This window comes from Janthinobacterium sp. TB1-E2, from assembly GCF_036885605.1.
Classification (GTDB): Bacteria; Pseudomonadota; Gammaproteobacteria; order Burkholderiales; family Burkholderiaceae_D; genus Janthinobacterium; species Janthinobacterium aestuarii.
This window is the reverse complement of the sequence record NZ_CP142523.1, coordinates 1,616,146-1,642,404: the sequence shown is the minus strand read 5'-3', so window position 1 is coordinate 1,642,404 and position 26,259 is coordinate 1,616,146. Positions and strand designations below refer to the sequence as shown.

Genomic DNA, 26,259 nt, shown 5'->3' with positions numbered 1-26,259 from the left:
TTCCTGCGCAACAATATCCATAGCAGAACAGCAAGCATTCCGGCGTATTAACACCGCAATGAAATAATTGTCGTATTTCTCACAGTAAGTGACATCAAGCAAGCCTTTGGCGTTACAGCCAAGGCCGCTTTACGCTATCATGAAGCTACCGGCCCTCTGCTCGCGCGCGCCGGCTTTTTGAAAGTGTGATTGTGGAACAGATCGGCAACTTCGGCGCTTCAGGCTGCAACATCGGCGATTTACAGCTATTTCGCGATGGGGCGGATAGCCAGACGGCCGCCATGCTGGCGCCCTGCCCCGTCATGCGCCTCGAAGCGGGCGAAGCCATTGCCGACACACAGGGTACTTGCCTGTACATCGTCCTGCGCGGTTCGCTGGCCGTGGCCGCCGACATCCACACGGGCATGGATGACGGCACCGTCAGCAAGGTCTTGCCCGGCGAAAGCGTGGGCGAACAATCGGTGCTCGATGAAGCGAGCAACCTGGCCGCTATTTCCGCCTTGGAAGAAACCGACTTGCTGGTGATCGACGCGGCTGTCGTCTGGGAATTGATCGAGCAATCGAACGGCCTGGCGCGCAACCTGCTGCGGCTGCTGTCTTTCCGCATCCGCGCCGCCAACGCCTTGCTGCGCCGCCGGCAGAAACTGGGCGAGTTCTACCGCCAGCTGTCGATGGTCGACAGCCTGACGGGCCTGTACAACCGCGCCTGGCTGACGGATTTACTGCCGAACATGATCGTCACGGCCCACGCCAGCGGCTCGCCGCTGTCGCTGGTGATGATAGACCTCGACCATTTCAAGCGCTTCAACGACACGCACGGCCACCAGGCGGGCGACCAGGCGCTGCGCATCGCCGCGCAAGTGCTGGGCGCGGCCCTGCGGCCCACGGATTTCGCCGTGCGCTACGGTGGCGAGGAAATGATGGTGATCTTGCCCGATACCAATGAACACGTGGCCCTGCGGGTCGCCGAACGCCTGTGCGAACGCATGCAGCAAGCCGTCATCTTCGCCGACATGCGCAGCGCGCTGCCGCACATTACGGGCTCGTTTGGCGTGTCCAGCCTGGCGGCCGAACAGGACGACCATGCGCTGATCGCGACGGCCGACGCGGCGCTCTACCGCGCGAAGGCAGGCGGACGCAACCGGGTCATGCTATAGCTCAGGCAGCCTTGCTGTCGGCCGGCTTGGTCGCATCCGGCTTCACAGCGTCATCCTTCTTGCTGCTGTGCGCGGCGATGAAATCCGCATAGCCCTTCTGCACCAGTTCATACGTCTTGTCGATATTGCCGGCGATATCACCACCCAGCACTTTCAAGCCTTCCAGGATATCGCGCGCTTCCTTGAAGCCTTTTTCCATGCCGCCGCTGATGGTATCCATGAATTTTGTCAGAGCCGCATCGTCATCCAGGTCGGGATTCTGTTTCTTGAAGGCGTCAAAAAACCCGGTCGACAGCGATACAATGCGGCTCGCCGTCGCTTCGGCGCTATTATCCTGCGACGCCGCGTTCTGGATCGCATCGTCGCCGTACTGGCCCTTCAGCGCTTCATTGATGTTGGTGATGGCCGTCTTGTACAGCAGCGCCAGCGGCTCGTTCTCGGAACCGATCGACACGTTCAGCGACGCCTGCATGATGGAGGCGTTCAATTGCAGCTTCGTGCGGTCGTTGACGCTCATTTCAGCGTTGATGCCGTCCTTTTGCTGGACTTTCTCGTCCTTGCCGGCAACGCCCGTACTGACGGAAGTCACGGAAGGGTTGGAATTGCCGCCTGCGGCGATGGGAATTGACACGATAGACCTCCTTGAACGGGCAATGTATGCCACCATGCGGGAAACGCGATGATGACCATCCTCTCGTGTAGTATCGGCAGGTTTTCAGAAAACTGTAGCAGCGGCGCGTTTACGGCCCGGATAACCAATCAAGCAACCAAGTAATGACCATCAATGACTAACCAGACCTTTCTTTGGCACGACTACGAAACCTTTGGCGCCCAGCCGCGCCGCGACCGCCCGGCCCAGTTTGCCGCCATCCGCACGGATGCCGAACTCAACGAGATCGGCGAGCCGATCATGCTGTATTGCCAGCCAGCCAATGATTTCCTGCCAGACCCGCAATCGTGCCTGATCACGGGCATCACGCCGCAGCAGTGTCTGCAGCTGGGCGTGCCCGAACACCAGTTCGCCGCCACCATCGAAGCGGCCTTTTCGGAGCCGGGCACCATCGGCGTGGGCTACAACACCATCCGTTTCGACGATGAAGTCACGCGTTTCCTGTTCTGGCGCAACCTGATCGACCCGTACGCGCGCGAATGGAAGAACCATTGCGGCCGCTGGGACATCCTCGACGTCGTGCGCATGACGCACGCGCTGCGCCCGGAAGGCATTCAATGGCCCAAGCGCGACGATGGCCAGACCAGTTTTAAATTGGAACACTTGAGCAAGGCCAACGGCCTGGCCCACGAAGCGGCGCACGATGCGTTGTCGGACGTGCGCGCCACCATCGCCCTGGCGCGCCTGATCAAGCAGAAACAGCCGAAACTGTTCGAATTCTGCCTGGCGCTGCACAAGAAGGACCGGGTCGCCAGCGAAATGGGCATGCACTTGGCCGCCGGCGAGCGCCAGCCTTTCCTGCACGTGTCGGGCATGTTCCCCGCCGAACGGGGCTGCGTGGGCGTCGTCTGGCCGCTGGCCACGCACCCGAGCAACAAGAACGAGATCCTCGTCTGGGATTGCGCTTACGACCCGCGTGAACTGTTCCAGCTGGACGCCGACACCATCCGCACGCGGCTGTTCACGCGCAAGGACGCCATGCCCGAAGGCATGACGCGCCTGCCCGTGAAAAGCGTGCATCTGAACAAGTCGCCCATGCTGGTCGGCAACCTGAAAACCTTGTCGCCGGCCATGGCCGCGCAATGGGGCATCGACGTGGATGCCGCGAAGGTCAACGCGCAATTCGCCGCGACGGCGCCGAACATGGATGCCATCTGGGCCGAAGTATTCCAGCGCCCTGGCGCGAACGTGGCGCTGGACGTGGATGAGGATCTGTATAACGGTTTCGTCAGCAACGACGACCGCCGCCTGCTCGAATCCTTGCGCCGCGAAACGCCGGCCAAGCTGGCCACGGCCCGCCCCTCGTTTGCCGACGAACGCCTGCAGGAATTGCTGTTCCGCTACCGCGCCCGCAATTTCCCGCAAACCCTGAGCGAAGCGGAAAGCCTGCGCTGGGAACAGCACCGCGCCGCCCGCCTGTTCGACGGCGACGGCGGCGCCCGCACCATCGAAATGCTGTTTACGGAAATCGACGTGCTGTCGGAATCGGTGGATGAGCGGGGCGAGGAAATTCTGGGAGAACTCTACGATTACGCGGAGATGGTGGCGCCCATGCGCGACTGAAAGAGGGCGCGAGCCGGGTAGGTCGGATTAGCGGGCAGAAGGCCCGCGTAATCCGACAACATTGTTGACGTTACCGGTGTTGTCGGGTTACGGCCGCTGGCCTAACCCGACCTACATTTTTGATGGATGGTGCTTAAACCGAACGATGTTGATTGATCGCATCGCGCGTTTCAATGGCCACGCGGCGGGCCGCGTCGGCAAAATCTTCGCCCGCTTGCGGCGTGGCGTAGATGATGGCGCGCGACGAGCTGATCATCATGCCCATGCCGTTCGCCGTCTGGCCCGCGCCGACGGTGGCGGCGATGTCGCCGCCCTGGGCGCCGATGCCGGGCACCAGCAGCGGCATATCGCCGACGATGGCGCGCACTTGCGCCAGTTCTTCAGGGAAAGTGGCGCCGACGACGAGCGCGCACTGGCCATTCTTGTTCCATTTGTCGGCCACCAGGCGCGCCACGCGCTGGTACAGCGGTTCGCCGTCCGTATTCAGAAATTGCAGGTCCGAGCCGCCCGGGTTCGAAGTGCGGCACAGGATGATCACGCCGCGGTCTTTCCACGCCAGGTAGGGGTCTAGCGAATCTTCGCCCATGTAGGGATTCACGGTGACGGCGTCGGCGCCGTAGCGCTCGAACGCTTCGCGCGCGTATTGCGTGGCTGTCGCGCCGATGTCGCCCCGTTTCGCGTCGAGGATCAGCGGGATGTGCGGGTAGTTCTCGCGCACGTAGCGGCAGATGTCTTCCAGCTGCTTTTCCGCGCCCAGCGCGGCAAAATACGCGATCTGCGGCTTGAAGGCGCAGGCCAGGTCGGCCGTGGCGTCGATGATGCGCGTGCAAAAGGTGGTGATTCCATCAGGCAAGTCGCGCAGGTCGGCCGGCAGTTTCGCCAGGTCCGGGTCCAGGCCTACGCACAGCAGGGAATTATTGGCCGTCCACGCGGCGGATAATTTATTGATGAAATTCACGGCACACCTTCTCTATATTCAGTTGCAAACCCCGTATTGTAACGCGGCATGGACCCGGGAAGGCAGGCAGGGGCGGCGGCCAGCGCTTATTAAACCGACATTGCGGGCTGTTTCAGGTATATTTGCCTCACCTCCTTTACTCTGCACGGAACCCATCATGCAAATCACCAATCAATTCACAAAATGGCTGCGCCTGGCGCTGAGCGTCACCGTCCTGGCCGGCATCCTGACGGGCTGCGGCTACAACGACTTCCAGAGCAAGGACGAAGCCACCAAGGCCGCTTGGGGCGAAGTGGTCAACCAGTACCAGCGCCGCGCCGACCTGATCCCCAACCTGGTCAACACCGTCAAGGGCTATGCCACGCACGAACGCGAAACCCTGGAAGCGGTGACCAAGGCGCGCGCCGCCGCCACCAGCTTCCAGATCACGCCCGAAGTGCTGAACGACCCGGCCGCGTTCGAAAAATTCCAGCAAGTACAAGGGCAGCTGTCGTCGGCCCTGTCGCGCCTGATGGTGGTGTCCGAAAAATACCCTGACCTGAAGGCCGATACGAGCTTCCGCGATTTGCAGTCGCAGCTGGAAGGCACGGAAAACCGCATCACCGTGGCGCGCCAGCGCTACATCGTTGCCGTGCAGGATTACAACGTGCATGCGCGCAGCTTCCCGAACAACCTGACGGCCATGGTCTTCGGCTACAAGGTCAAGCCATCGTTCACGGTGGAAAACGAAAAAGCCATCTCGACCGCACCGACCGTCAACTTTGGCAAATAAGATGAAAGCCTGGTCTTATCTGGCGGCGCTGGCGACGGCGCTGCTGCTGTGCACCAGCCTGTCCGCCAGCGCGCAGGGTCTTGTGCCCGTGCCGCCGCTGGCGGCGCGCGTGACGGACAACGCCGGCATGCTCGACGCCAAGCAGAAAGCGGCGCTGGAAGGCGTGCTGGCCGATTACGAAGCCAAGACGGGCAGCCAGATCGCCGTGCTGCTGGTCAAGAGCACGGAACCGGAAGCCATCGAGCAGTACAGCATCCGCGTGACGGATGCCTGGAAGCTGGGCCGCAAGGGCGTCGATGACGGCGTGCTGCTGATGGTGGCGAAGGACAATCCATCGTCGCTGCGCCGCCTGCGCATCGAGGCGGGCCGCGGCGTGCAGGGCGTGCTGACGGATGCGCAATCGAAACGCATCCTGCAAGACGTGATCGCCCCGCATTTCAAGCAAAACGACTATTACGGCGGCCTGGTCGCCGGCGTGGGGTCGATTGCCACTCTGCTGAACCAGGAGCAATTCCCCGCCCCGGCCCAGCAGAAGGCGCCGGCCACGGTGGACGCGGGCGGCATGACCTTCTGGCTGCCGCTGCTGTTCTTCGGCTTTCTCGTCATGCTGACCCTGTTCCGTTCGCGCGGCGGGCCTAACCGCCTGCAGCGCGGCAGCAACTGGTCCAGCGGCGCCACCGGCGTCGTGCTGGGCAGCATCCTCAGCCAGGCGCTGAACAACCGGAGCGGTGGTGGCGGCTTCGGCGGCGGAGGTGGTTTTGGCGGTGGCGGCGGTGGTTTCGGCGGCGGCGGCGGCGGATTTGACGGCGGCGGCGCCTCGGGAGATTGGTAATGGCGAAACAACTGACATTCGGCCAACGCTGTGGACGCGCCTTGAAACATTTGCGGGGCACGCCCGCGACGGCGCGCCAGGCGTTTCCGGAACGCACCCTGAAAGCCATCGAGACGGCCATCGCCGACGGTGAAACGATGCACCGGGCCGAAGTGCGCCTGATCGTCGAAGCGGCCCTGACGCCAGGCATGGCCTATCAGGGCGTGAGCAACCGCGAGCGGGCGCGCGAACTGTTCGCCCAGTATGGTGTGTGGGATACGGAAGACAACGTTGGCGTGCTCATCTACATCAACCTGGCCGAGCACCAGGTCGATATCGTTGCCGACCGCAACGTGGGCCGCCGCATCACGCCGGAACAGTGGCAAGCCGTATGCCGCACGATGACCAAGGGTTTCAAGGATGGCAATTACCACGACAGCACGCTCGATGCCTTGCAGCAGTTGAATACTTTGCTGCAAAGCCACTTCCCCGCTGACGGTACGCGCGGCAACCAATTGCCGAACGAACCCATTCTCCTCTGATTCCTGCCCAGGGATTAAAATCTGCCCATTGCCGCGCAAGCCCGTGGCCTGGGCAGCGCCCCTATTATTCGCCGAGGAGCACACATGAAACTGATCAATAAAACCGCCATCGTCACGGGCGCCACGCAAGGCATCGGCCTGGCTTGCGCCACCCGCCTGATCGCCGAAGGGGCGCAAGTGATGCTGGTCGACATCAAGGAAGAAGGCGCGCAGGCGGCCGCGGCCCTCGGCCCGCAGGCGCGCTTCTTTTGCGCCGACGTCAGCCAGAAGGCGGACGTCGATGCCATGCTGAAGGAAACGCTGGCCCAGTTCGGCCACATCGATATCCTCGTCAACAATGCGGGCGTCACGCACGCGGCCGATTTCCTCGACGTGTGCGAAGACGATTTCGACCGGGTCATGCGCATCAACCTGAAATCGATGTTCCTGTGCGGCCAGGCCGTGGCGCGCGAGATGGTCAAGCGCAACAGCGGCTGCATCATCAATATGTCCAGCGTGAATGCGGAACTGGCGATCCCGAACCAGGTGCCATACGTGGTGTCGAAAGGCGCCATCAACCAGCTGACCAAGGTCATGGCCCTGAACCTGGCCCCGCACGGCGTGCGCGTGAACGGCATCGGGCCAGGCACCATCCTAACGGAACTGGCCAAGCAGGCGGTGCTGTCGAGCCCGGAGGCGCGCCACACGATATTGTCGCGCACGCCGCTGGGCCGCTGCGGCGAACCGGAAGAAGTGGCGGGCATCGCAGCCTTCCTGGCCAGCGACGACGCCACCTACATGACGGGCCAGACCATCTATGTCGATGGCGGGCGCATGGCGCTCAACTACACGGTAGCCGTGAAAGAATGAGGGCAAGACGAGGCAGTTATATCAAAAAACGATAATGGTTATCTGAAAAGACCATTAGACACATATCGTGCGACGCAGCATAATGCACCTGTCTCCACTATTCTCCTCCAAGAAAATAGTTTTAAGCCCGCTTTCACCAGCGGGCTTTTTTTTTCGCTATCAGTGCTGAAACATGGCCATTCTTGCCATGACGCACAATCTTCCCGGTCATTCTGCCTGCCGCAAAAAAATGTTGCGGCGTGTCATCAGGCCGTCATTTTCGCCCCCTATACTTGCTTCATCTGCTGTACAGGCAACCGATATGCCTGACTACAGACAGGTGTGCCGCGATGGCACACCACTCCCTTTTCATGACCATGGCGAGCGCCGGCAAGGCGCGCGACATGGTGAGCAACTCTCAACTCTTGACCCATTTCATTTGGGTTTTAGGCCCGCGCCCCCGCGGGCCTTTTTTTTGCCCGCACGGCAAGCTCTTGCGCAAAAACACGGTGGCCCGCCATGCACATGATATTGTGACTGCCTTTCCAACCGTCCTCACGCATCATGCCCGCACCCTTGCCCGAACTCTGTTTTTCCGACCGCTATGAACGCTTGCGCTACCGCACCGCGCTGCTGCTGTATGCCCTGGTGATCCTGATCGGCGACATCCCCGGCGTGCGCGCGGACGTGGGCCAATATGCGTCGGGCGGCGTGCTGCATTCCGTCGGCTATGGCGTGCTGGCACTGATCCTGTTCAGCGGCACGGCAGGCGGCATGGCGCGCCGGGCGCTGCTGTCGGTGCTGATGGTGGCGGCCATGGGCGCGCTGGACGAATTCATCCAGAGTTTCCTGCCTTACCGCCGTGGCGCCGTCAGCGACTGGGTGGTCGATATCACGGCCGCCGTGGCCGTGGTGCTGCCGCTCTACTTTTGCTGGCCCGGCATGGCCGCCGCCGCGCTGAAGAAACAGCAGGGCTGATCACGGCGCGGTGTCATCGCCGGCACCGAGCGCCAGCGGCAACTGGCCCTGGCCCGCTGCCGCCCTGCCGGCGATGCGGCGCAGCACCGTGCGCATCTCGCGCCGGCTGGCTGCTCCCGCCGCACGCGCCGCATCGCGCTGCATCTCCATCAACTGTTCCGACCGTGACAGCCTCGTCAAGGCATGCAGGGCCTGGGTCAGCGCATAGCGGGCGCGCGCACCGTTCGCTGCGCCCGGGGCGCCGTACACGGCAATCACCAACTCATTGATCAGCTTGACGCTATGGAAATCGGCAGACATTTATTCTCCTGAAATAAGCAACGGGGAACAAGGGAATGCGCGAACGCCGTGCCCGCCCTGCGCAAGAATGTCTTTTATACCAAGCTCGACAATTGAAGCACTTGATGTACCTCAATGTGAAATAACAAGTACCGAACATCTCAGTCCTCCTGCGCTCTTACTAGCAGCAGTTGCGGCCATGCCTGGCATGCGCCATTGACGCTGACCTCCGCCACACCCTGGAAACAGGGTTAACACTTTGTCAGACCAAGAGGAGAACAAGATGAGAGTAAAAAAAACCATGGCGCTGGCTGGCCTGCTGTGTACGCTGGCCGCCTGCAGTTCGGATCCGAATCGCACCAGCATGAGCAGCACGAACGGCCGCAGCGGTGAAAGCTACAGCAATACGGCCGGGACGGGCAGCACATCGGTTGGCAACAGCGCCGGCACCAGCACCGGGACCGGGACCGGGACCGGCAGCACCATGAGCGACACCAGCACGGGCAACAGTGGCACCGCAGGCACCGGCAGCGCCGACGCGCGCACCTCCACGGCCAACAACGCCATGAACATGGACGGCAGCCAATCGGGTGTGAGCATCGCCTCCGCCACGGTGCAATCGATCGAGCCGGTGCCGCGCGGCATGGATCAGGGGAGCAGCGACATGCAATCGGGCAGTTCCGGCACGGCGGGCACCACCTCGGGCAACATGCAATACCGGGTCACCCTGCGCCTGGACGACGGCAGTACGCGGGCCATCATGCAAAACTCCCAGCCCGGCTACCAGATCGGCGATAGGGTCAAGGTGGTCAACGGCTTGCTGCAGCGCTATTGACGCGCTATTGACGTTATGGGGGATCAGCACAGGGATCAGCGCGGCATGCACTGATACACCTGGCCACTGGCGTTCGGGGGACTGAACGCCAGTGGCCAGCCGCGCCGCCAATGCCCAGGCAACCGACAAGAGGCAAGGCAGGATTCCATCTGCTTTGCCTCTTGCCTCTTGCCTCTTGTCTCTTGCCGGTTGCCCCTGGTGACTGTTGTGCCTATTGCTAGTCCCTCCTCCTCATCGTCTCCCTCATGTCCGTCGTGCTCATCGTGTCTACCTCGCGCCGGGAGCGCCGTTCCCGTGCTCCCGGCGCAAGCGCCTACTCCACCATGCCTATCTTGCGCTGGCTTGCCGCCAGCCCTGTGATCAGTTCCGCCGCTTTTTTCCCGGCCAGGAAGGCGTGGTCGGAATTGTAGTATTCCCACTCACTGTAGCGTCCGGCCAGCACGATGTCCTGCGTGGACAGCCATGCTTTCACCAGCGCCACGTTGGCGGCCCGCGCGTGGTCGTACACCACATAGGCGTAGGGCATGTCCACCTGGTTGGCGGCCAGCAGGCGGTCGTCGTCGCGCAGCAAGCCCACCGCGATGCAATCGGCCACGCAGCGGTCAATCAGGGCCTGTCCATCGAGCGGCAGCGGTTTCCAGGGCGAATAACTGATCTCGCACGTGAGGCCGAAACCGCCCGGCGCATTGCAGTGGGGGCTGGCATTCCCTTGCAGGAAGATACGGTGGAATATCGTCTCTTCCGGATAGTAAATCCAGTGTTTCTCGCTGATGTTTTCGCGTGCCACGCCCAAGTTGACGCAGCGTACGGAAATATGTCGCAAGGCGCGCGCCGCCGCCTGTACCTGCGGCGGCGCCTGCTCGCCGATCAGCCGCACCAGCTGCGGCAAGGGCATGGTGCTCAGCAAATGCTGGTAACGGAAGCGGCGGCCGTCGCCCAGCACGACCACATGCTGGCGCGGCAAGACCTGCACCACATCGGCATTGAGTTCCAGCTTGCCTTGCAGGTGCGGCAGGAAACCCGACATCAAGGCCTGGAAGCCGCCGCGCAAGGGATAGCCGAAGCGCGCATTCGGGCCCATCGGCCTGGCCACCGGTTCCAGCGCACCCTCGATGATTTCTTCCAGGTTCGGCAAGGGCACCCGCCCGCCCAGCCACGACGTTTCCATCTCGGCCAGGGGCACGGTCCACAATTTCTTGTTGTAGGGAATGGCGAAATGGCGGGCGATGCCACTGCCCCATACCTGATGGATGAATTGCTCGAAATTGGGCGCGCTCTGGGCTTGGGCTTGGGGTGGTGCCGCCACGGCATCGTGCACCTGCTCCAGCCCCGTGCCGCCGTCGGCGCAGCAGTCTTCCACGGCGCAGGCCGCTGCCGGTGCCTGGCCCGAGGCGGCCGGAACCTTGCCGTAGCGCGCCTCGATGGCGCCGACGATGCATTCCTTGATGACGGCCGGCGACAAGCCGTACAACGCTCCCTGGAATGGATAGCGCGTGTAGACCTGCTTGCTGTAGACCCAGGCTTCGCGGTTTTGCCAGTGCAAGTTGGCGCCCAACAAGGTGCGGTACATGTCGAGCACATAGTCATCGTTGGAAAACATGATGTGGCCCGCGTGATCGAAGGTAAAACCCCGGTCCTGGATGGAGCGGCACCAGCCGCCCACGGCGGCATTTTTATCCAGCAGCAAGGTATCGGCGCCCAGGTGATAGGCGGCGCTCAGTCCCGTCGGGCCGGCGCCGATGATGGCGCAGGCCACGGCTTGCGGCGCACCGGGGGGATGCAGCAGATTGACATCGGCGCCGGCGCCCGGTGTGGCGGCCTGCGCCGTGCTGGCGGCGGGCACCTGCTGGCGTGCGCCCTGCCCCGGCGGCGTCGTGTCGAGCAAGGTGCGCATCTGCTCCACCGTGGCATCCCAGGAGGTAGCCTCGGCGATGGCGCGCATGCTGGCGGCCATCGCCGCGCGCTGTTCCGGCGTCGCGGCCAGCGCCGCCTCGCAGGCGGCAACAAAGGCTTCCGGCGTATCGGCAATGGCCACGATGTCGCCATACGGCACGGCCACATCGGTGATCGACGTGCTGACGATGGGCAGCTGCGCCGCCATGTATTCGAGCACCTTGGTCGGACTGATGAAGCGGGTCGCTTCATTTCTGGCGAAGGGCAGCAGGCACACGTCCCAGCCGGCCAGGAAATGCGGCAGCGCCTGGTAAGCCTGCTGGCCCAGGTAATGGATATTCTGCCGCTGCGGCAGGCTGGCCGGGTCGATCTTGAGGATGGGGCCGACCAGCACGATTTGCCACTCGGGATGGGCGTCGGCCAGCGCCGCCACCAGGGCCGGCTCGAAACGCTCGTCGATCACGCCGTAATAGCCAAGCCTGGGCCTCCCGATCTCCGCTTGCGCGGGATGGCCATTGTGACGGTCCAGCGCCTGTTCGAAGTGCACGGTATCGACGCTGCTGGCGAAGCAATGGACGTTGGCGTGGCGCGTGCGCTTCGCCTCGAACAGGCTGGGGCCGCCCGCGAACACGAGGTCGGCGCGCGCCAGCAAGGCCGTTTCGCGCTGCAGCAGTTGCCGAGGCGCATTCTTGAATGCGGCCAGTTCATCCATGCAGTCATACACGACCAGATCCGCGTGCAGGGCCGGCAGCAGCGGCAGCGCCATCGGCGTATAGAACCACACGATGGGATCGTCGGCAGGCGTGATCTGGCTCAGCAGGGGCTGCAGCACGGCCAGCTGGTCGTCGTGAAAGCCGGGCGCCTGCACGGCCGTGCGGGGCTGGCACACGGTCACGTTCGGTGCCGGCGTGGACAGTTCCAAGGTGCCGAGCCCATCGTGCCAGACAGGTTCCTCGACGAAGACCACGCGGTAGAACTGCGCCAGCCGCGACAGCAGCTGCTGCGGACGCTGATACACGAAATTCCAGCGCAAATGGGAAAAAACGATGATGGTTCGCATGCCAGTTCCTTTCTGCCCCGCCAGGGCAAACGTTGAACAAAGTTGTCCGGTCAGGCGCTGTGCCTGCCGTAGTGCCGCCGCGTAAGGGGGCACGAGGATGCGCCGCAGCCGCTCCCCCCCCTCGCCTTCCAGGCCGACATCCCACAGGCCGCTGTGGTGCCAGTGGCTGGCATCATCCCAGTCGGGCCGGTCGATGATGGGATAGATGCAGATGCCGCGCAGCGCGGCGCCATGCTGGACGGCCAGCGCCGCCTCGGCGGCCACGTCGCGTATCCACGCACCGCGCCCGCTGCCCACGTGGCTCGTTTCGGCCAGCAGCAGCGGCCGCTGGTAGCGGGCCTGCACTTCCAGTAGCAGCTGGTGCAAGGGCATGCGGCGCGGTTCGCCCAGGTGCCACCACAGGCGCAAATTGCTGCCGCTTTCCCACTGGTTGCTGTGGTAATAGTTCAGGCCGATCAAGTCCAGATAGCGCGGTGCGCCGCCCAGTTCCGGCGCTTGCCGGCCGTACAGCATGTCCCACGCCTCGAACTGCGAGGCACGCCAGGCGGCCGCCTGTGCAATCCAGTCCGTGCGTCCGGGCGGCGCGGTCACGTGGATCAGGGGATCGCATTGCAGGAAGCGCGCCTGCGGGCTGACGGCGCGGATGGCGTCGCAACCGGCCACGGTAGCGCGCACCAGCTGCCGCTTGCCTTCGTGGCCAGCATCGGGCCGGTACATATTCAGGCACTGGAACATGTGCACCGACAAGCCCCAACTGGTAAATGAGATTTCATTGATGGGCGAATACACGGGCGCGCGACCCGCATATGGCGCGAGGAACTGCGCCGCCGCCCGGCAATAGCGGGCAAAGCGCGGCACGAAGTCGGGCGAGAACAGGTCGAGTTCGGACGGCCAGCCGTAGTGGCAGAAGGTCCAGTTGATTTGCAGTCCCAGCTCCTGCGCCACGGCGGCGCGCTCCTCGATGCCGGAAAAATCGAACTGGCCATCGCGCTCGGCCAGGCGCCAGCCTATGCTTTCGCGCACGCTGCGGATGCCGAACTGGCGCAGCAGCAAATAGTCTTCGCGCACCCTGTCCAGGTGGCCCGTGACGCGGTTCATGTCCAGCGCCTGGCCGCCATGGGTGACGTGGTCGGCGCCCTCGTAGCCCGCCTGCCAGTAAGTCAGGAACGGCGCTGCCGCGCCATCGGTATCGGCCATGCCTGCTCCTCTTGATGTGATGAACCAGATGAAACGTGCCGGGCCCGGCTTGCGTTCAATTGAGCCGGATATTGCGGGTGGCCGCGCTGAGCAGCTCCAGCGCGGCCTTCGGCGTTCGGTCCGCCGTCAGCAGACCATTGGTTTCCTGGAACGTGTCGGCAAACTGCGTGTAGCAAAAACCGCTGAACATCTGCGCCGTGTTGACGACGTTCATCAGGCGCCGGTAGATATCAAGGAAGGCCGCCTCGTTGCCCACGCGCGCATAGCCCCAGGTTTCCGTCGATTCGCTCTGTTCCCTGTCAAAGGCGATGCCGCCAAATTCCGTGAGGACGATAGGCTGGCCCCGGTGCGGGAAGCCGTCGAGCGTGAGGATGCGTCCGCCCGGGCGGCGCTGGTCGAACAAGGTGGTGCGGGCCGAATCGCTGATCGCATAGCGCGCCTGCAGCCGTTCCGGATCGCAGTCGTAATCGTGGATGCCGAGGATGTCCGTGGCCGACGCCTCCCAGCCATCGTTGCCGATCACGGGCCGCGTGGGGTCGAGCGTGCGCGTCAGGTGATACAGCGCCTCGACGGCGTTGCGGTGGGCCTGGATGGCCGTCAGGTTGGGCACGCCCCACGATTCATTGAACGGCACCCAGACGAGGATGCACGGATGGCTGTAGTCGCGCTCGATCACGTCCGTCCATTCGCGCACCATGCGCGTGATGGCCTTGCTGGAGAAGCGGTACGTCGATGGCATTTCTTCCCACACCAGCAAGCCCAGGCGATCGGCCCAGTACAGGTAGCGCGGGTCCTCGATCTTCTGGTGCTTGCGCACGCCGTTGAAACCCAGGGCCTTGGCCAGCTCCACGTCGCGCCGCAGGGCGTCGTCGGAAGGCGCGGCCAGCAGGGTGTCGGGCCAGTAGCCCTGGTCGAGCACGAGGCGCAGCGGATACGGCCGGCCATTGAGCATGAAGCGGTCGCGGTTGATGGCCACCGAGCGCAGCGCCGTGTACGACTTGACCGTATCGAGCAGCTCGTCACCATGCCACAAGGTCACTTCGGCATCGAGCAGGATGGGCCGTTCCGGACTCCACAGCAGTTCGTTGCGCGAATCGTCGATGCCGGGATCGGACAAAGCGATCTTGCGGCTCGCTTCGTTTTCGATCAGCTTGTATTGGTCGTCGGCCAGCAGGTTGTCGCCATGCCAGATGCGCACGGCCACCGTGAGGTCATCCTGCAAGTCGCCCGTGGCGAAGACGTCACAGCCGATCTCGTAGCCCTCGAACACGGGCGTCCAGCGCAGCTTGCCGATATAGGTGGCCGCCACGCGCTCGATCCAGACGCTTTGCCAGATGCCCGTGGTGCGCGGATACCAGATGGAATGGGGTAGCAGCTGCCAGTCCTGCTTGCCGCGCGGCTTGGCCAGGTCGTGCGGATCGTCCTCGACGCGCACCGTCAGCACTTGCGGCCCGTCGGACAGCAGCGCATGGCTGATGTTGGCGACAAACGGCGTATGGCCACCCTCGTGGTCGGCCACCACGTGCCCGTTCAGCCATACCTTGGCATGGTAGTCGACGGCGCCGAAATGCAGCAGCACGCACGGGCCGCCCGGCTGCAGCAAAAATTCGCGCTGATACCAGCAAACGCGGTGAAAACCACGGTCGCCCACGCCGCTGGCCTGCGATTCCGGCGGAAACGGCACGATGATGTCGTGCGTCCAGTCGATGCCGCCATCGGGCAGCCGGTAGCGCCGCTCATTGTCGAAGGTGAAACGCCAGGCGCCGTTCAACGATTGCCAGTTTTCACGCACCATCTGCGGGCGGGGATACGCGAAGCCGCCCTCGCCAGGCAGGGCTGTCCCGGCCTGGGCATCATTCGTATCGGGTGGGGAGAGATGGTCATTGAGCATGCCTGTTGGAGGCATGCGGCACTGAGCAAGTTCCAAAGAAAGAGGCTTGCTTTGTCACGCATGAGCAAGATCAAGCCACGCTCAATTCAGGGGAACCACCATGCGTGCGCTGTGTCCTTCGGCGTTAAAGCGCTGTACCACCGTGCGCCCCGTACTGGCCGCGCACTGCTTGCGGCACAGGGCCACGCAGGCGCCGCCAAAACCGGCCCCCGTCAGGCGCGCGCCATACACGGCGGACTGCGCCGACAGCAGCGCCACCAAGGTATCGAGCACCGGCAGCGACACCTCGTAGTCGTCGCGCAGGCTGGCGTGCGACAGCGTCATCAACTGGCCGAACAGCACGGGACCATGCTGGCCGCACGCTTGCAGCACGCGCAGGTTTTCGCTGACCACGTGGCGCGCGCGGCGGCGATACGGCTCAGGCAAGCCTTCCACCACGGACGGCTCGCGCACGTCGCGCAACGCCGCCACGCCCAGCAGGCGCGCCGCCTGTTCGCACTCGGCGCGCCGCACGTTGTACGCGCTGCCTGCCAGGGTGCGCGGCACGCCGCTGTCGATGACCAGCACCTCGCTGTCGTGCGGCAGCGCCAGCAGTTCATGGCGCAGGGTGCGCGCATCAAGCAGCAGCATATGGCGCTCGTCGGCCAGGCTGGACGCCATCTGGTCCATCACGCCGCAATTGACTTGCGCGTAGCGGATTTCCGCCTGCTGCCCCATCAGCGCCAGCGACACGTCGTCAATCTGCAGCCCCAGCAGCTGGCGCAGCGCGCGCAGCATGGCGATTTCCAGCGCCGCGCTGCTCGACAGGCCGGCGCCCGGCGGCACGTCCGAATCGATATGGCCGCGCACGGCCGGTACGGCCACGCCGCGCTCCTCGAGCAGACGGATGCAGCCTTCCAGGTAGCGGCCGAAACCGGGCGGCGCGGCGCACTGGCGCTCGAAACGCACGAGTTCGTCAAGGGTCGCCGAATAGAACTGATGGTGGCCGTCGGCGGCAAGCGCCAGCATCACGCGCGTGCGTTGCGGCGTGGCGCACGGCAGCATGTAGCCATCGTTGTAGTCCGTATGCTCGCCCAGCAGGTTGACCCTCCCGGGCGCCGAGGCCGCCACCACGGGGACGGCGCCGAAATACGCGTCGGGGGTGATCATGGCAACTCCAGGGTCAGCGGACGCAGCCGTCCCTCCACCGAGGTGACTGGCCAGTCCGGGTCGCAAGTCAGGTTGTGCAGGCGCCCGCCGCTGAGCAGGAAAGTGTCTTCCACCATGCTGCCGGGCAAACTGGGATGGAAAGCCAGGGCCATGCCGTCCTTCAGGGTGATTTCCGTGTGCGCGCCTGCGGTCACCTCGGGCGCGCGGTAGCCGGCGATGCCGCCCTGCCGGAATTCCTGCACCGTATCGGGCTGGCCCGCATACGCATAGGCGCTGTCGAGCGCGTGATATACCATGCTCAGCGCATGCCCCGCCACGCAGGCGTCGAGCGCCACCGCTTCCAGCGCCAGGATGGCCGCGTCCGCTTCACCGATGCCGTCGCGCGCGGGACGGAAGCGGCGCTGGCGGCTCAGGCTGGCGCACAGGCCGTAAGCTTGCGCGCACAGCGCCAGCACGGCCCGCTCGCCCAGCGGCGACGCGGCCGGTGGCGCGCGCCGGTAGCGCTCGAAGCGCTCGGCACCCGCCGCCAGCACGTACACGGCGTGCAGGCCGCGCGACCACAGGGCACGGGCGCAGGCGCCGGCCAGGTCCTGCTCGCTCCAGTCGGGACGCGCGGCGCGCAGCGCTTCGCTGGCGGCCGCGGCGGCCAGGCGCCCCACTTCGCGGTAGCGCGCCTGTTCCGGCGCCAGCAGGGGCAGGCGCTCCTCGCGCAGGGCAACGGGCAGACAGCGTTCTTGCAGGCCGGGCCGGTCGCACAGCACGGGCCGCCCTTCCGCCGCATGCTGCACGAAATGCTCGCGCAATTCGGCCAGCCGCGGCTGCATCCACGGCGTCACTTGCCAGGTCCAGCTGCCGCGCACTTCTTCCTGACGCAGCCGCTGCGCCTCGGCCGCATCCGTCAGGATGTAGGCCGCATCGCGCGTGACGAGCACCTCGGCACAGCCACACTCGGCTGAGTGGCCGGCGCTGCCCGACGCCCCCGCCGTGGCCCAGGCGAACCAGTCCACGCCGCGCAAGCGCACCGCGCCAGCCCTTTCCTGTTCCAGCCAGCCGCGCATCTGCGCCAGCTTATGTGCAATTTCCAATTCCACATTCCAGTTCATGCGATTTCCTCTGACATTTCCCATGTCACGCACACTTGCTGCAGCTGCCGCGCCGACTCCTCGGGCAAAGCATCCATGGCGTACATGCCGGCGGCCAGCTCCGTGCCGGCCAGGTATTTGAGCCGTTCGCGCGTGCGGTACGGCGGATAAAACTGTGCGTGCAGCTGCGTTTCCGGATGCGCGCGGCCGTCTGTCGGCGCCTGGTACCAGGCCATCAGGTAAGGCATTTCGCGTTGCCACAGGCCGTCGTATTTCAGCAGGACGGTTTTCAGGGCGCGCGCCAGATCCTCGCGCTGCGCCGCCGACAGGGCCGCAAAGCTGTCCGTCTGCCGCCGCGGCATCAGCCACGCTTCATACGGGTAGCGGGCACAGGCGGGAACAAAAGCGACGGCCTCCGGCCCCAGGTACAGCAATCGCGTGCCGCCATCGGCTTCGCGCCGCGCCATATCCACCAGCAAGGCCTGGCCATGCTCGGCGAAATACGCGTGCTCCTGCTCCAGCATGCGCGCCGGCACCGGAGGAACAAAGGGATAGGCGTAGATCTGGCCATGCGGATGGTGCAGCGTCACGCCCACTTCCGCGCCACGGTTTTCGAACGGCAGCACATAAGCGATGCCGGGCCGCTTGGCGAGTTCTTGCGTGCGCGCGGTCCACGCTTGCAGCAGCAAGACGATGTGACTGACGGGCAAGGTGCCCAGCGAGGCGCCGGCATCCTGGGCGAACACCACCACTTCGCACTGGCCGGCGGCCGGCGCCGTGGCCACCGTCAGGTCGGGCGGGTCATGGGCGTCCAGCGCCAGGGTGGGAAAGCGGTTGTCGAAGACGGCGATATCGTAGTCGCCGGCCGGCAATTCCGTCGGATGGGCGGGATCGCGCGTGGGCGCCAGCGGGTTGTACTCTGGCGGAGGGAGGAAGGTGCGGCCCTGGCGATAGGCCGCGTACGCGACCCACTCGCCGCGCAAAGGATGCCAGCGCAAGTGCGGATTGGCTTCCTGCGGCAAGGGGAAAGGGCTCGGTGCAACGCCAGCGACGACGATGGGACGCCTACTGTAAAGGGTCAGCTGGCGCCCGTCGGGCTTGACGAGTTGCTCGCAATACATGATGTTTCACAATCTTAAGGCACGAATTCTTAAGACTGGGGCTGGCAAGGAAAGTTCCAGAGTTTGCGGCAACTCCGCCAGTTCAAGCAGCACCGATCCCGACCGGCACGAGTTTTTTACCGATCAGTACGCAAATTCCCGATTCGCATTATCATGTGCACAGCCTGTCATCCCTGCCGCTTTCAAGGCCGACCCTATTGTCGTCAGGGGATAGACAAATCGTCCATTGTGATTTTCCACCACGTCCCGATATCGCTACCATGATTCCATTTTCCATACTCGACCTGGCCCCCATCGCCGAAGGCAGCGACGCCAGCCAGTCGTTCAAGAACACGCTCGACCTGGCGCAGCACGGCGAACGCTGGGGCTACAACCGCTACTGGCTGGCCGAACACCACGGCATGCCCGGCATCGCCAGCGCCGCCACGGCCGTCGTCATCGCCCATGTGGCGGCCGGCACGACAACCATCCGTGTGGGTGCCGGCGGCGTGATGCTGCCGAACCACTCGCCGCTCGTCATCGCGGAACAGTTCGGTACCCTGGAAGCGCTGCATCCGGGACGCATCGACCTGGGCCTGGGCCGCGCGCCCGGCTCCGACCAGACGACGGCGCGCGCGCTGCGCCGCGACTTGCAGTCCGACGCGGAACAATTCCCGCAGGACGTGCTGGAATTGATCGACTATATGTCCGACGAGCCACGCCAGCGCGTGCTGGCCGTACCCGGCAAGGGCGCGAAAGTGCCCGTGTGGATACTGGGCTCGAGCCTGTTCGGCGCCCAACTGGCCGCCCACCTGGGCTTGCCGTATGCATTCGCCTCGCACTTCGCGCCGCAGATGATGATGCAAGCCGTGGCCTATTACCGCGAGCATTTCAAGCCGTCCAAGCAATTGGCGAAACCGTACGTGATGCTGGGCTTTAACGTGTTTGCCGCCGATACGGATGCCGAGGCGCACTTGCGCGCCACGTCGATGCAGCAGGCCTTCGTCAACCTGCGCACGGGCCGCCCGTCGCGTCTGCAGCCGCCCGTGCCCGGCTACCTCGAGCAATTGGGCCCGCAGGAACGCGCCATGCTCGACTCCGTCCTGTCCTGCACGGCCATCGGCGCGCCGGACACCGTGAAGGCGAAAATGGCCACCTTCATCGCCGAAACGGGCGCCGACGAGCTGATGATCACTTCGCAGATCTTCGAGCACCAGCACCGGCTGCGCTCGTATGAAATCACGGCGCAGGTGCATGCGGAGCTGGCAAGCGCGCAGTAAGTTTTAACTCTCCCTCGGTATATATCCCCATATACCCTTTCCCCGGCCGTCGGCAACGATCGCCGGGATTTTTTTGCCTGCCCGGCAAGAAATGCGCAGCCCCGCTATCATGCTTATCCAAAAGCATCACTCGAAGAAAGTTGTAACCGCATGAAATCCGCACCCTCTACCGTCGATGCCAGCGCCCTGCTGACGTCGACCCGCATCCTGCTGTTCGCCCTGTCCGCCGGCGTGCTCGTCGCCAGCCTCTACTATGTGCAGCCGCTCACGTCCATGCTGGCCGCCTCGTTTGGCGTCAGCGTGCCGCAAGCCGGTTATCTGGTCACGGCCACGCAAATCGGCTATGTGCTGGGCATCGTCTTCCTGGTCCCCCTCAGTGACGTGCTGAACCGCCGCCAGTTGCTGACGTGGATGCTGATCGCCAAGATAGCCGCCCTGCTGCTGGCCGCCACCAGCCAGAACATCATCGTCTTTGCCATCGCCAGCGTCTTGATGGGGATCACGTCCAGCGCCTTGATGGTAGTGACGGCCATGGTGGCCTCGTACGCGCCCGATCACAGCCGGGGACGCATGGTGGGCACCGTCATGACGGGCTTGTTGCTGGGTATCTTGCTGGCGCGCACCGTCTCCGGCACGGTGTCGCAGATCAGCGGCGGCTGGCGCACCGTCTACGTGCTGGCCGCCATCGTCGTCGCGGCCCTGCTCGTCATGCTGCGCCGCATCCTGCCAAACGAGGCGCCACGCGGCAAGCTGCAATACGGAAAATTACTGGCTTCCCTGGCCGACATCATCCGCCAGGAACCGTTGCTGCGCCAGCGCGCCCTGTTCTCGGGCCTGGGCCTGGGTACCTTCAGCGTGTTCTGGACGGGCCTGACCTTTTTGCTCAGCGGCGCACCGTACCACTATTCGGAAATGCAGATCGGCCTGTTCGGCCTGGCGGGCGCCACGGGCGCCTTTGCCGCCAACACGGCGGGCCGCATGGCCGACTGCGGCTACGCGCGCCAGGCCACGTGGCTGCTGGCCGTCGCCTCGATCGCAGGCTGGGCCCTGATCGGCTTTGGCGCCCACTCGCTCGTGCTATTACTGATCGGTATCGTGCTGCTGGACATGGGTGTGATGGGCCTGCAAGTCACGCACCAGTCCATCATCTATAAACTGGCGCCGCATGCGCGCGCAAGGGTGACCACCGTGTTCATCGCGGGCGGCTTCATCGGCGCATCGGCAGGCTCGGCCCTGGCCAGCGCCAGCTTTGCCGCCGGCGGCTGGCCCGCCCTGTGCATGGTAGGCGGCGCCATGCCGCTGCTGATGCTGATCGTGTGGAGCAAGTACCGGCATACGCAGCGGCGGCTGGAGCGGCTGGCCTGACCTGGCGTGAACTAAGCGGCGGCCGCGAAGACGGCGCTGTCGGCCGCAGCCAGGCGCAGCAATTCATCGACCGTGACCCTGACCTTGGGGGGCATATGCCAGGTTTTCTGCCACAGCACGTGGATGGGCATGGCGGCACCGGCAATGTCGGGCAAGACGGGCAGCAAGGCGCCGCTACGCAAGGCCTCGCCTGCCAGCCAGGTCGGCAGCTGCGCCAGGCCGCTGCCGCTCACGCAAGCCTGCAGCAAGGCATCGCCATCGGCCAGTTCATGCCGGGCATGGATTTCCTGCAGCGCGGTTTCTCCCAGTTCATTTCTTAACAGCCATGCCGGCCGGTTGCCGCGGCGCCAGCCGGCCAGGCAAGCATGGCTGGCCAGATCGGCGCGCGTCAAGGGCGTGCCGCGCCGCTGCAGGTAGGCGGGCGAGGCGCAGATCACCAGATGCTGCTCGCCCAGGCGGCGGGCCACCAGGTCCGCATGATCGCCCAAGGTACCGATGCGCACGGCGATATCGATGCCTTCGCCCACCATGTCCACCGCCCTGTCGCGCAAGGAAATGGACAGGTCCAGCCGGGGATGGCGCTCGCCCAGCGCCAGCAGGGCTGGTAGGATGTGGCGCCGGCCAAAGGTGGTCGGCAAGTCGATGCGCAGGCGTCCGACAGGCTGCTGGTGGCCGGTGGCAAGGTAGGCTTCGGACTGTTCCAGCTCTTCCAGCACGCGCCGGCAACTGCCCAGGTATGCTTCCCCTTCCGTCGTCAGGTCGATGCGGCGCGTCGTGCGATGCAGCAACTGCACGCCCAGGCGCGCTTCCAGCCGCGAAATACTCTTGCCGACCGCCGAGCCGGTCACACCCAGCACCTGCGCGGCCGCCGTAAAACTGCCGCCGTCGACGGCCGCGACAAACTCGCGGATGCCTGCAAAACGATCTTCCATGTCATCGCCATTTCAAAAGTGTTCAATGCAATCGTGCCCAGTATAGCCAATTCTGGAATTAAAGGATGCAGTGCCCATCCTTTTACCCCCTAACTATCGCCAAAGGATGCAATTACACTGTCTTCATCGTTGCACGGCCTGGCACTTGCCCGGCATGGTTCGCTGGAGAAGAACATGAAAGCATGGCTGTTACAGGATTTCGGCTTGAACAATTTGCAGATGGCAGAGGTGCCGACGCCCGTGCCGCAGGCGGGCGAGCTGCTGGTAAAAGTGGGCGCCGTCTCGCTCAACTTCCGCGACAAGGCCATTGTCGACGGCATCTACGAGCCGCACATGGTGCCCAAGCCCCTGATTCCCGTGTCCGACGCCGCCGGCGTGGTGGTGGCCGTGGGCGCCGGCGTGAGCCGTTTCAAGGTGGGCGAGCGCGTCAATTCTCACCTGTATTCGCGCTGGATCGACGGCCCGCCAGGCCCCAACGAGCCCGACTATTGCTTCGGTTCGCCCTTGCCAGGTGGTCTGGCCGAATTCATGATCATCCATGAAGACAGCGCCGTCCGGGCACCGGACATGATGAGCGACGCCGAGGCCGCCACCCTGCCCATCGCCGCCCTCACGGCCTGGTATGCGCTGATGGATGTGGGCAACTTGCAACCGGGCCAGACAGTGCTGGTGCAAGGCACGGGCGGCGTATCGATCTTTGCCGCGCAGATCGCCCTGGCGCATGGCGCGCGCGTGATCGCCACGTCCAGCAGCGATGCCAACCTGGCCAGGATCAAGGCGCTGGGCGTGACAGACGGCATCAACTACCGGACGTATCCGCAGTGGGAACAGAAGGTGCTGGAGTTGACGGATGGCAAAGGCGTCGACATCACCATCGACGTGGCCGGCGGCGATGGCCTGAACCAGTCCGTTGCCGCCACCAAGGCGGCCGGCGTGATCGCACAGGTGGGTTTCCTGACGGGACAGACCACGGCGTTGAAACTGATGCCACTGATCTTCCGCCAGGCGACGATACGCGGCATCGCCGTGGCGCCGCGCACTTCGTTCGACCGCATGAATCCGTTCCTGGACAAGCACAACATCAAGCCCGTGATCGAGCATGTGTATGCGTTCGAAGAAGCCGTACAAGCCTATGAACACCTGTCGCGCGGTGCCTTTGGCAAGGTCGTCATCCAGGTCGCCAACTAAGCGGCGACCTGGCTTACTTCGCTTATTTGGCGCTGGCCTGTTCGCGCGCCTTGCCGAACGCATCGCCCGCCTTCCAGGCCGGCATCTTCACCGCGTTGGCCACGGCTTGCCCCAGGTTCAAGGTAAATTGCGCCTGCTGCGTCATGCCCGACAGATCCCAGCTGGCGTCGTACTCATCGGTGACTTGATGGTAGCGGGGGCCATAGGCGGCCGCCTTGGCTTTCGATGCGGCCACGTCCTTGATGTACTCGCGTCCGCCATTGATGGAAAACGCGGGCACACCCGCCTTGGCAAAGCTGAAATGGTCGCTGCGGAAATAGCCGCCGGCCAGGTCGGGACGCGCTTGCGCGATGTGCATGCCCATGGATTTCGCCACCGTGGCGGCCATGGCCCCCAGCTCCGTGCGCTCGCTGCCTTGCGCACCGATGTCGTGCGTGGCGCCAACAAAGTTCAGGCTGTCCAGATTCAGCGCGGCCGCCGTCTTGTTCAAGGGCCATAGCGGGTCGGCCGCATACGCGGCGCTGCCCAGCAAGCCCTGCTCCTCGGCCGCTACCCACAGGAAAATCTGCGTGCGCTTCGCAGGTTTTTTCACAGCTTCCTGCGCCATGGCCAGCAAGCCGGCCGTGCCCGAGGCATTGTCGACGGCGCCGTTGTAGATCGTATCTCCCGCTTTTTCGTCATCCTTACCCTGCTTGCCCAGGTGATCCCAGTGGCCGCTGTAGATGACGGCTTCATCCTTCAATGCCGGATCCGTACCCGGCACCATGCCGGCGATGTTGAATTGCTCCACCTTGCGCACGATGGACTTCATTTCGCCCGACAGCTTGGCATTCAAGGCGACGGCCTTGAAGTCCTTGCTTTCCGCCTGCGCGCGCAAGGCGTCCAGGTCCTGGCCGCCGGCCGCAAACAGGCGGCGCGCCGCGTCTTCCGCGATCCAGCCCTGCAACGGCGTGCCGGCCGTGCGGTTCGCCAATTGAAAACGCTCGCTGCCGCTCCAGCTATTCTGCACCACGCTCCAGTCGTACGATGCCGACGGTTTCGTGTGGATCAGCAAGACGCCAGCCGCGCCCTGGCGCCTGGCTTCCTCGAATTTGTAGGTCCAGCGGCCGTAATACGTGAGCGCCTTGCCGGCAAAGCGGTTCGGATCAAGAGCAGTCGGTTGCGGGTCGTTGACCATCATGACGACGATCTTGTTTTTGACATCGACACCCTTGAAATCGTTCCAGCCCTCTTCCGGCGCCGTGATGCCGTAGCCGACAAATACCAGTGGCGCGTCGAACGTGTGCGCGGCAACGGAGTCGCCCGTGGCCCAGACCCAGTCCGGACCGAAGGCCAGCGGCACGGCCTTGCCATCCGCCACCGCCTGCAGGCTGCTATCTTGCGGCAAGGACTTCACGCCGGCGATCTGCACGCTCTGGCGGTAGCTGTTGCCGCGCACGGGTTTCAAGCCGGCCATCTGCGCCTGGGTTTCCAGGTACGCCACCGTCAGGTCGGCGCCGCGCTGGCCCGTGCCCCGGCCTTCCAGTAAATCGTTGGACAGGAAGGCCAGGTGGGCGCGCAAGGGCGCTTCCTGCACCACGGGCAAACCGGTCGCGGCGTGGGCGGAAAACGCCAGCGCGGTCAAGGTCAGGGAAGAAAACAGCTTCTGCATAAGATCCTTTGGGTAAGAGGAGGAAAGCGGTCCGGCGGATAGCCGAGCCGGCGATTGTATGTCATGGGGAAAGGCGCATCAAAATGCGGACGAAAAAAATCCCCGCGGCAAGGGCGGGGATGTTTCAGGAAGAACGCTCAGACCAGCAGGGCCGCCGCCAGGGATTCGATCTCTTCCGCCGATTCCTCGAGGATGGTGTGCAGGGTGCTGCCGCCGATGCCGAAGTCGATCTTCGCCGCTGCCTGGCGCCGCGCGGCACTTTCCGGCGGGTGCAAAGGCGAGCCGACGGGCGACAGATCGTTGGCCAGCACCAGGGTCGCGCCCAAGGTACGGGGCGGGAACGTGCTGCCGCCGTGCCACATGCCTTCCACGGCTTGCAAGACCAGGTCCGGCACTTGCAGCTGGCGCAGCACGCCGCGGCCGATCAGCTTTTCGCCGTATTCGATCCAGTCTTCGGTATTGTCGTCCAGCAAACCCGGATATTCCTCGGCGCGCGACAGCAGATAAAAGCCGCCCACTTCGTGCACGATGGCGGCGAACATGGCCGTTTCCACATCCACGTGCGTGACTTTACGGGCGATCACCTGGCTCAGCGCGGCCACATGGGCCGTGTGTTCCCACAGCCGGGCCGCCTTGGCGCGCAATTGCGGGTCCGTGATCTGGCTGCCCAGCTGGCGCACGATGACGGACGCCACCATCGATTTCAGGGTGGCAAAGCCCAGGCGCGAGACGGCCGCGCGCACATTGGCGATTTCATTGCCGGAACGGTTGTAGGCGGCCGAATTGGCCAATGCCACGACCCGGGCCGACAGCAGCGGCTCGGCCATGACCATGCGGGCGGCCGCTTCGATATGGCAATCGGGGTCGTCCAGCGCTTCCTGCAGCTTCAAGGTGGCCTTGACGTTGGCGGGGAACGTCAGCTCACCCTTGCTCGCTTGCAACGCGATAATCTTGAATACTTCCAGTCTGTCCATGGGTCAATCTCCGGTACGGGCCTGTTCAGGCGCTGCTGTGTTGGACGGGCCGGGAATGCGCTCCCCGGCCCGGCTCCCGTTTCCGGCAATATTACAGCAAGTTT

The 26,259-nt window shown here is 64.3% G+C and carries 22 protein-coding genes; 11 read left to right on the top strand and 11 right to left on the bottom strand.

Features of this window, described 5'->3' with window-relative positions; genetic code table 11:
* Positions 1-191 precede the first annotated feature (191 nt).
* Complete coding sequence (locus tag OPV09_RS07315) at positions 192-1,157, top strand: GGDEF domain-containing protein (protein WP_034760367.1); 966 nt, start codon at positions 192-194, stop codon at positions 1,155-1,157.
* Between the two features lies 1 nt (position 1,158).
* Here OPV09_RS07315 and OPV09_RS07310 read toward each other — a convergent pair whose 3' ends face one another.
* A complete protein-coding gene (locus OPV09_RS07310) occupies positions 1,159-1,788 on the bottom strand; it encodes a DUF5610 domain-containing protein (RefSeq protein ID WP_338680989.1) in 630 nt (209 codons plus the stop codon).
* Positions 1,789-1,941: 153 nt separating this feature from the next.
* Here OPV09_RS07310 and sbcB point away from each other — a divergent pair, with 153 nt between their 5' ends.
* Entirely contained in the window at positions 1,942-3,390 is a 1,449-nt protein-coding gene (gene sbcB, locus OPV09_RS07305) for an exodeoxyribonuclease I (RefSeq protein ID WP_338680988.1), read from the top strand.
* A 133-nt stretch (positions 3,391-3,523) separates the two neighbouring features.
* Here the strand turns inward: sbcB and pyrF are convergent, their stop codons facing one another.
* A complete protein-coding gene (gene pyrF, locus OPV09_RS07300) occupies positions 3,524-4,348 on the bottom strand; it encodes an orotidine-5'-phosphate decarboxylase (protein WP_338680987.1) in 825 nt (274 codons plus the stop codon).
* Between the two features lie 157 nt (positions 4,349-4,505).
* Here pyrF and OPV09_RS07295 point away from each other — a divergent pair, with 157 nt between their 5' ends.
* From OPV09_RS07295 to OPV09_RS07275, 5 genes are all read left to right on the top strand, one after another.
* Positions 4,506-5,120 (top strand): LemA family protein, encoded by a 615-nt coding sequence (locus OPV09_RS07295; protein WP_034759964.1) that lies wholly within the window; start codon positions 4,506-4,508, stop codon positions 5,118-5,120.
* Between the two features lies 1 nt (position 5,121).
* A complete protein-coding gene (locus OPV09_RS07290) occupies positions 5,122-5,952 on the top strand; it encodes a TPM domain-containing protein (protein WP_072454350.1) in 831 nt (276 codons plus the stop codon).
* Positions 5,952-6,473, top strand: coding sequence for a TPM domain-containing protein (locus tag OPV09_RS07285; protein WP_072454349.1), 522 nt, complete (start codon positions 5,952-5,954; stop codon positions 6,471-6,473). The genes OPV09_RS07290 and OPV09_RS07285 overlap by 1 nt, the downstream gene beginning before the upstream one ends.
* Positions 6,474-6,557: 84 nt before the next feature.
* Entirely contained in the window at positions 6,558-7,322 is a 765-nt protein-coding gene (locus OPV09_RS07280; protein ID WP_099379484.1) for an SDR family NAD(P)-dependent oxidoreductase, read from the top strand.
* A gap of 543 nt (positions 7,323-7,865) precedes the next feature.
* Positions 7,866-8,279 (top strand): VanZ family protein, encoded by a 414-nt coding sequence (locus tag OPV09_RS07275; protein WP_072454347.1) that lies wholly within the window; start codon positions 7,866-7,868, stop codon positions 8,277-8,279.
* Here OPV09_RS07275 and OPV09_RS07270 read toward each other — a convergent pair whose 3' ends face one another.
* The gene (locus OPV09_RS07270; protein WP_219329540.1) at positions 8,280-8,579 is read right to left on the bottom strand and encodes a hypothetical protein; all 300 of its coding nucleotides are present in this window, start codon (positions 8,577-8,579) and stop codon (positions 8,280-8,282) included. It lies immediately after the preceding gene.
* Between the two features lie 262 nt (positions 8,580-8,841).
* Between OPV09_RS07270 and OPV09_RS07265 the strand changes: the two genes are divergently transcribed.
* Positions 8,842-9,393, top strand: coding sequence for a hypothetical protein (locus tag OPV09_RS07265; protein ID WP_338680986.1), 552 nt, complete (start codon positions 8,842-8,844; stop codon positions 9,391-9,393).
* Between the two features lie 313 nt (positions 9,394-9,706).
* Here OPV09_RS07265 and OPV09_RS07260 read toward each other — a convergent pair whose 3' ends face one another.
* From OPV09_RS07260 to galT, 5 genes are all read right to left on the bottom strand, one after another.
* Positions 9,707-13,543, bottom strand: a complete 3,837-nt coding sequence (locus tag OPV09_RS07260) for an NAD(P)-binding protein (RefSeq protein WP_338680985.1) — start codon at positions 13,541-13,543, stop codon at positions 9,707-9,709.
* Positions 13,544-13,598: 55 nt separating this feature from the next.
* Positions 13,599-15,338, bottom strand: a complete 1,740-nt coding sequence (locus OPV09_RS07255) for a glycoside hydrolase family 2 protein (protein ID WP_034760397.1) — start codon at positions 15,336-15,338, stop codon at positions 13,599-13,601.
* 177 nt (positions 15,339-15,515) lie between these two features.
* Complete coding sequence (galK, locus tag OPV09_RS07250; protein ID WP_319992402.1) at positions 15,516-16,583, bottom strand: galactokinase; 1,068 nt, start codon at positions 16,581-16,583, stop codon at positions 15,516-15,518.
* Positions 16,580-17,686 carry a peptidase M24 gene (locus OPV09_RS07245; RefSeq protein ID WP_331777513.1) on the bottom strand — a complete coding sequence of 369 codons (1,107 nt, stop codon included), beginning with the start codon at positions 17,684-17,686 and terminating at the stop codon, positions 16,580-16,582. Before OPV09_RS07245 ends, galK begins: the two co-directional genes overlap by 4 nt.
* Positions 17,683-18,786, bottom strand: coding sequence for a galactose-1-phosphate uridylyltransferase (gene galT, locus OPV09_RS07240; protein WP_338680983.1), 1,104 nt, complete (start codon positions 18,784-18,786; stop codon positions 17,683-17,685). Before galT ends, OPV09_RS07245 begins: the two co-directional genes overlap by 4 nt.
* 260 nt (positions 18,787-19,046) lie before the next feature.
* Here galT and OPV09_RS07235 point away from each other — a divergent pair, with 260 nt between their 5' ends.
* Together OPV09_RS07235 and OPV09_RS07230 are read left to right on the top strand one after the other, a co-directional pair.
* Positions 19,047-20,045 carry an LLM class flavin-dependent oxidoreductase gene (locus OPV09_RS07235; protein WP_058050642.1) on the top strand — a complete coding sequence of 333 codons (999 nt, stop codon included), beginning with the start codon at positions 19,047-19,049 and terminating at the stop codon, positions 20,043-20,045.
* Between the two features lie 150 nt (positions 20,046-20,195).
* Complete coding sequence (locus OPV09_RS07230; protein ID WP_338680982.1) at positions 20,196-21,410, top strand: MFS transporter; 1,215 nt, start codon at positions 20,196-20,198, stop codon at positions 21,408-21,410.
* Between the two features lie 11 nt (positions 21,411-21,421).
* Here the strand turns inward: OPV09_RS07230 and OPV09_RS07225 are convergent, their stop codons facing one another.
* On the bottom strand, positions 21,422-22,342 hold the full coding sequence (locus tag OPV09_RS07225) for a LysR substrate-binding domain-containing protein (protein ID WP_338680981.1): 921 nt from the start codon (positions 22,340-22,342) through the stop codon (positions 21,422-21,424).
* Positions 22,343-22,516: 174 nt separating this feature from the next.
* Between OPV09_RS07225 and OPV09_RS07220 the strand changes: the two genes are divergently transcribed.
* A complete protein-coding gene (locus OPV09_RS07220) occupies positions 22,517-23,530 on the top strand; it encodes an NAD(P)-dependent alcohol dehydrogenase (protein WP_338680980.1) in 1,014 nt (337 codons plus the stop codon).
* A gap of 22 nt (positions 23,531-23,552) precedes the next feature.
* On the opposite strand, the gene OPV09_RS07215 is transcribed toward OPV09_RS07220, so the two are convergent.
* Positions 23,553-25,181 carry a M28 family peptidase gene (locus OPV09_RS07215; protein ID WP_338680979.1) on the bottom strand — a complete coding sequence of 543 codons (1,629 nt, stop codon included), beginning with the start codon at positions 25,179-25,181 and terminating at the stop codon, positions 23,553-23,555.
* A gap of 137 nt (positions 25,182-25,318) precedes the next feature.
* Entirely contained in the window at positions 25,319-26,155 is an 837-nt protein-coding gene (locus tag OPV09_RS07210; protein WP_034760008.1) for an HDOD domain-containing protein, read from the bottom strand.
* Between the last annotated feature and the right edge of the window lie 104 nt (positions 26,156-26,259).

What these genes read in the sequence shown, in the direction of transcription:
- OPV09_RS07215 (WP_338680979.1), bottom strand. Translation starts at nt 25,181, where the DNA reads ATGCAGAAGCTGTTTTCTTCCCTGACCTTGACCGCGCTGGCGTTTTCC.
- OPV09_RS07220 (WP_338680980.1), top strand. Translation starts at nt 22,517, where the DNA reads ATGAAAGCATGGCTGTTACAGGATTTCGGCTTGAACAATTTGCAGATG.
- OPV09_RS07255 (WP_034760397.1), bottom strand. Translation starts at nt 15,338, where the DNA reads ATGGTGCGTGAAAACTGGCAATCGTTGAACGGCGCCTGGCGTTTCACC.
- OPV09_RS07225 (WP_338680981.1), bottom strand. Translation starts at nt 22,342, where the DNA reads ATGGAAGATCGTTTTGCAGGCATCCGCGAGTTTGTCGCGGCCGTCGAC.
- OPV09_RS07295 (WP_034759964.1), top strand. Translation starts at nt 4,506, where the DNA reads ATGCAAATCACCAATCAATTCACAAAATGGCTGCGCCTGGCGCTGAGC.
- OPV09_RS07260 (WP_338680985.1), bottom strand. Translation starts at nt 13,543, where the DNA reads ATGGCCGATACCGATGGCGCGGCAGCGCCGTTCCTGACTTACTGGCAG.
- OPV09_RS07280 (WP_099379484.1), top strand. Translation starts at nt 6,558, where the DNA reads ATGAAACTGATCAATAAAACCGCCATCGTCACGGGCGCCACGCAAGGC.
- OPV09_RS07285 (WP_072454349.1), top strand. Translation starts at nt 5,952, where the DNA reads ATGGCGAAACAACTGACATTCGGCCAACGCTGTGGACGCGCCTTGAAA.
- OPV09_RS07275 (WP_072454347.1), top strand. Translation starts at nt 7,866, where the DNA reads ATGCCCGCACCCTTGCCCGAACTCTGTTTTTCCGACCGCTATGAACGC.
- OPV09_RS07210 (WP_034760008.1), bottom strand. Translation starts at nt 26,155, where the DNA reads ATGGACAGACTGGAAGTATTCAAGATTATCGCGTTGCAAGCGAGCAAG.
- galK (WP_319992402.1), bottom strand. Translation starts at nt 16,583, where the DNA reads ATGATCACCCCCGACGCGTATTTCGGCGCCGTCCCCGTGGTGGCGGCC.
- OPV09_RS07270 (WP_219329540.1), bottom strand. Translation starts at nt 8,579, where the DNA reads ATGTCTGCCGATTTCCATAGCGTCAAGCTGATCAATGAGTTGGTGATT.
- galT (WP_338680983.1), bottom strand. Translation starts at nt 18,786, where the DNA reads ATGTATTGCGAGCAACTCGTCAAGCCCGACGGGCGCCAGCTGACCCTT.
- OPV09_RS07235 (WP_058050642.1), top strand. Translation starts at nt 19,047, where the DNA reads ATGATTCCATTTTCCATACTCGACCTGGCCCCCATCGCCGAAGGCAGC.
- OPV09_RS07230 (WP_338680982.1), top strand. Translation starts at nt 20,196, where the DNA reads ATGAAATCCGCACCCTCTACCGTCGATGCCAGCGCCCTGCTGACGTCG.
- OPV09_RS07265 (WP_338680986.1), top strand. Translation starts at nt 8,842, where the DNA reads ATGAGAGTAAAAAAAACCATGGCGCTGGCTGGCCTGCTGTGTACGCTG.
- sbcB (WP_338680988.1), top strand. Translation starts at nt 1,942, where the DNA reads ATGACTAACCAGACCTTTCTTTGGCACGACTACGAAACCTTTGGCGCC.
- OPV09_RS07245 (WP_331777513.1), bottom strand. Translation starts at nt 17,686, where the DNA reads ATGAACTGGAATGTGGAATTGGAAATTGCACATAAGCTGGCGCAGATG.
- OPV09_RS07290 (WP_072454350.1), top strand. Translation starts at nt 5,122, where the DNA reads ATGAAAGCCTGGTCTTATCTGGCGGCGCTGGCGACGGCGCTGCTGCTG.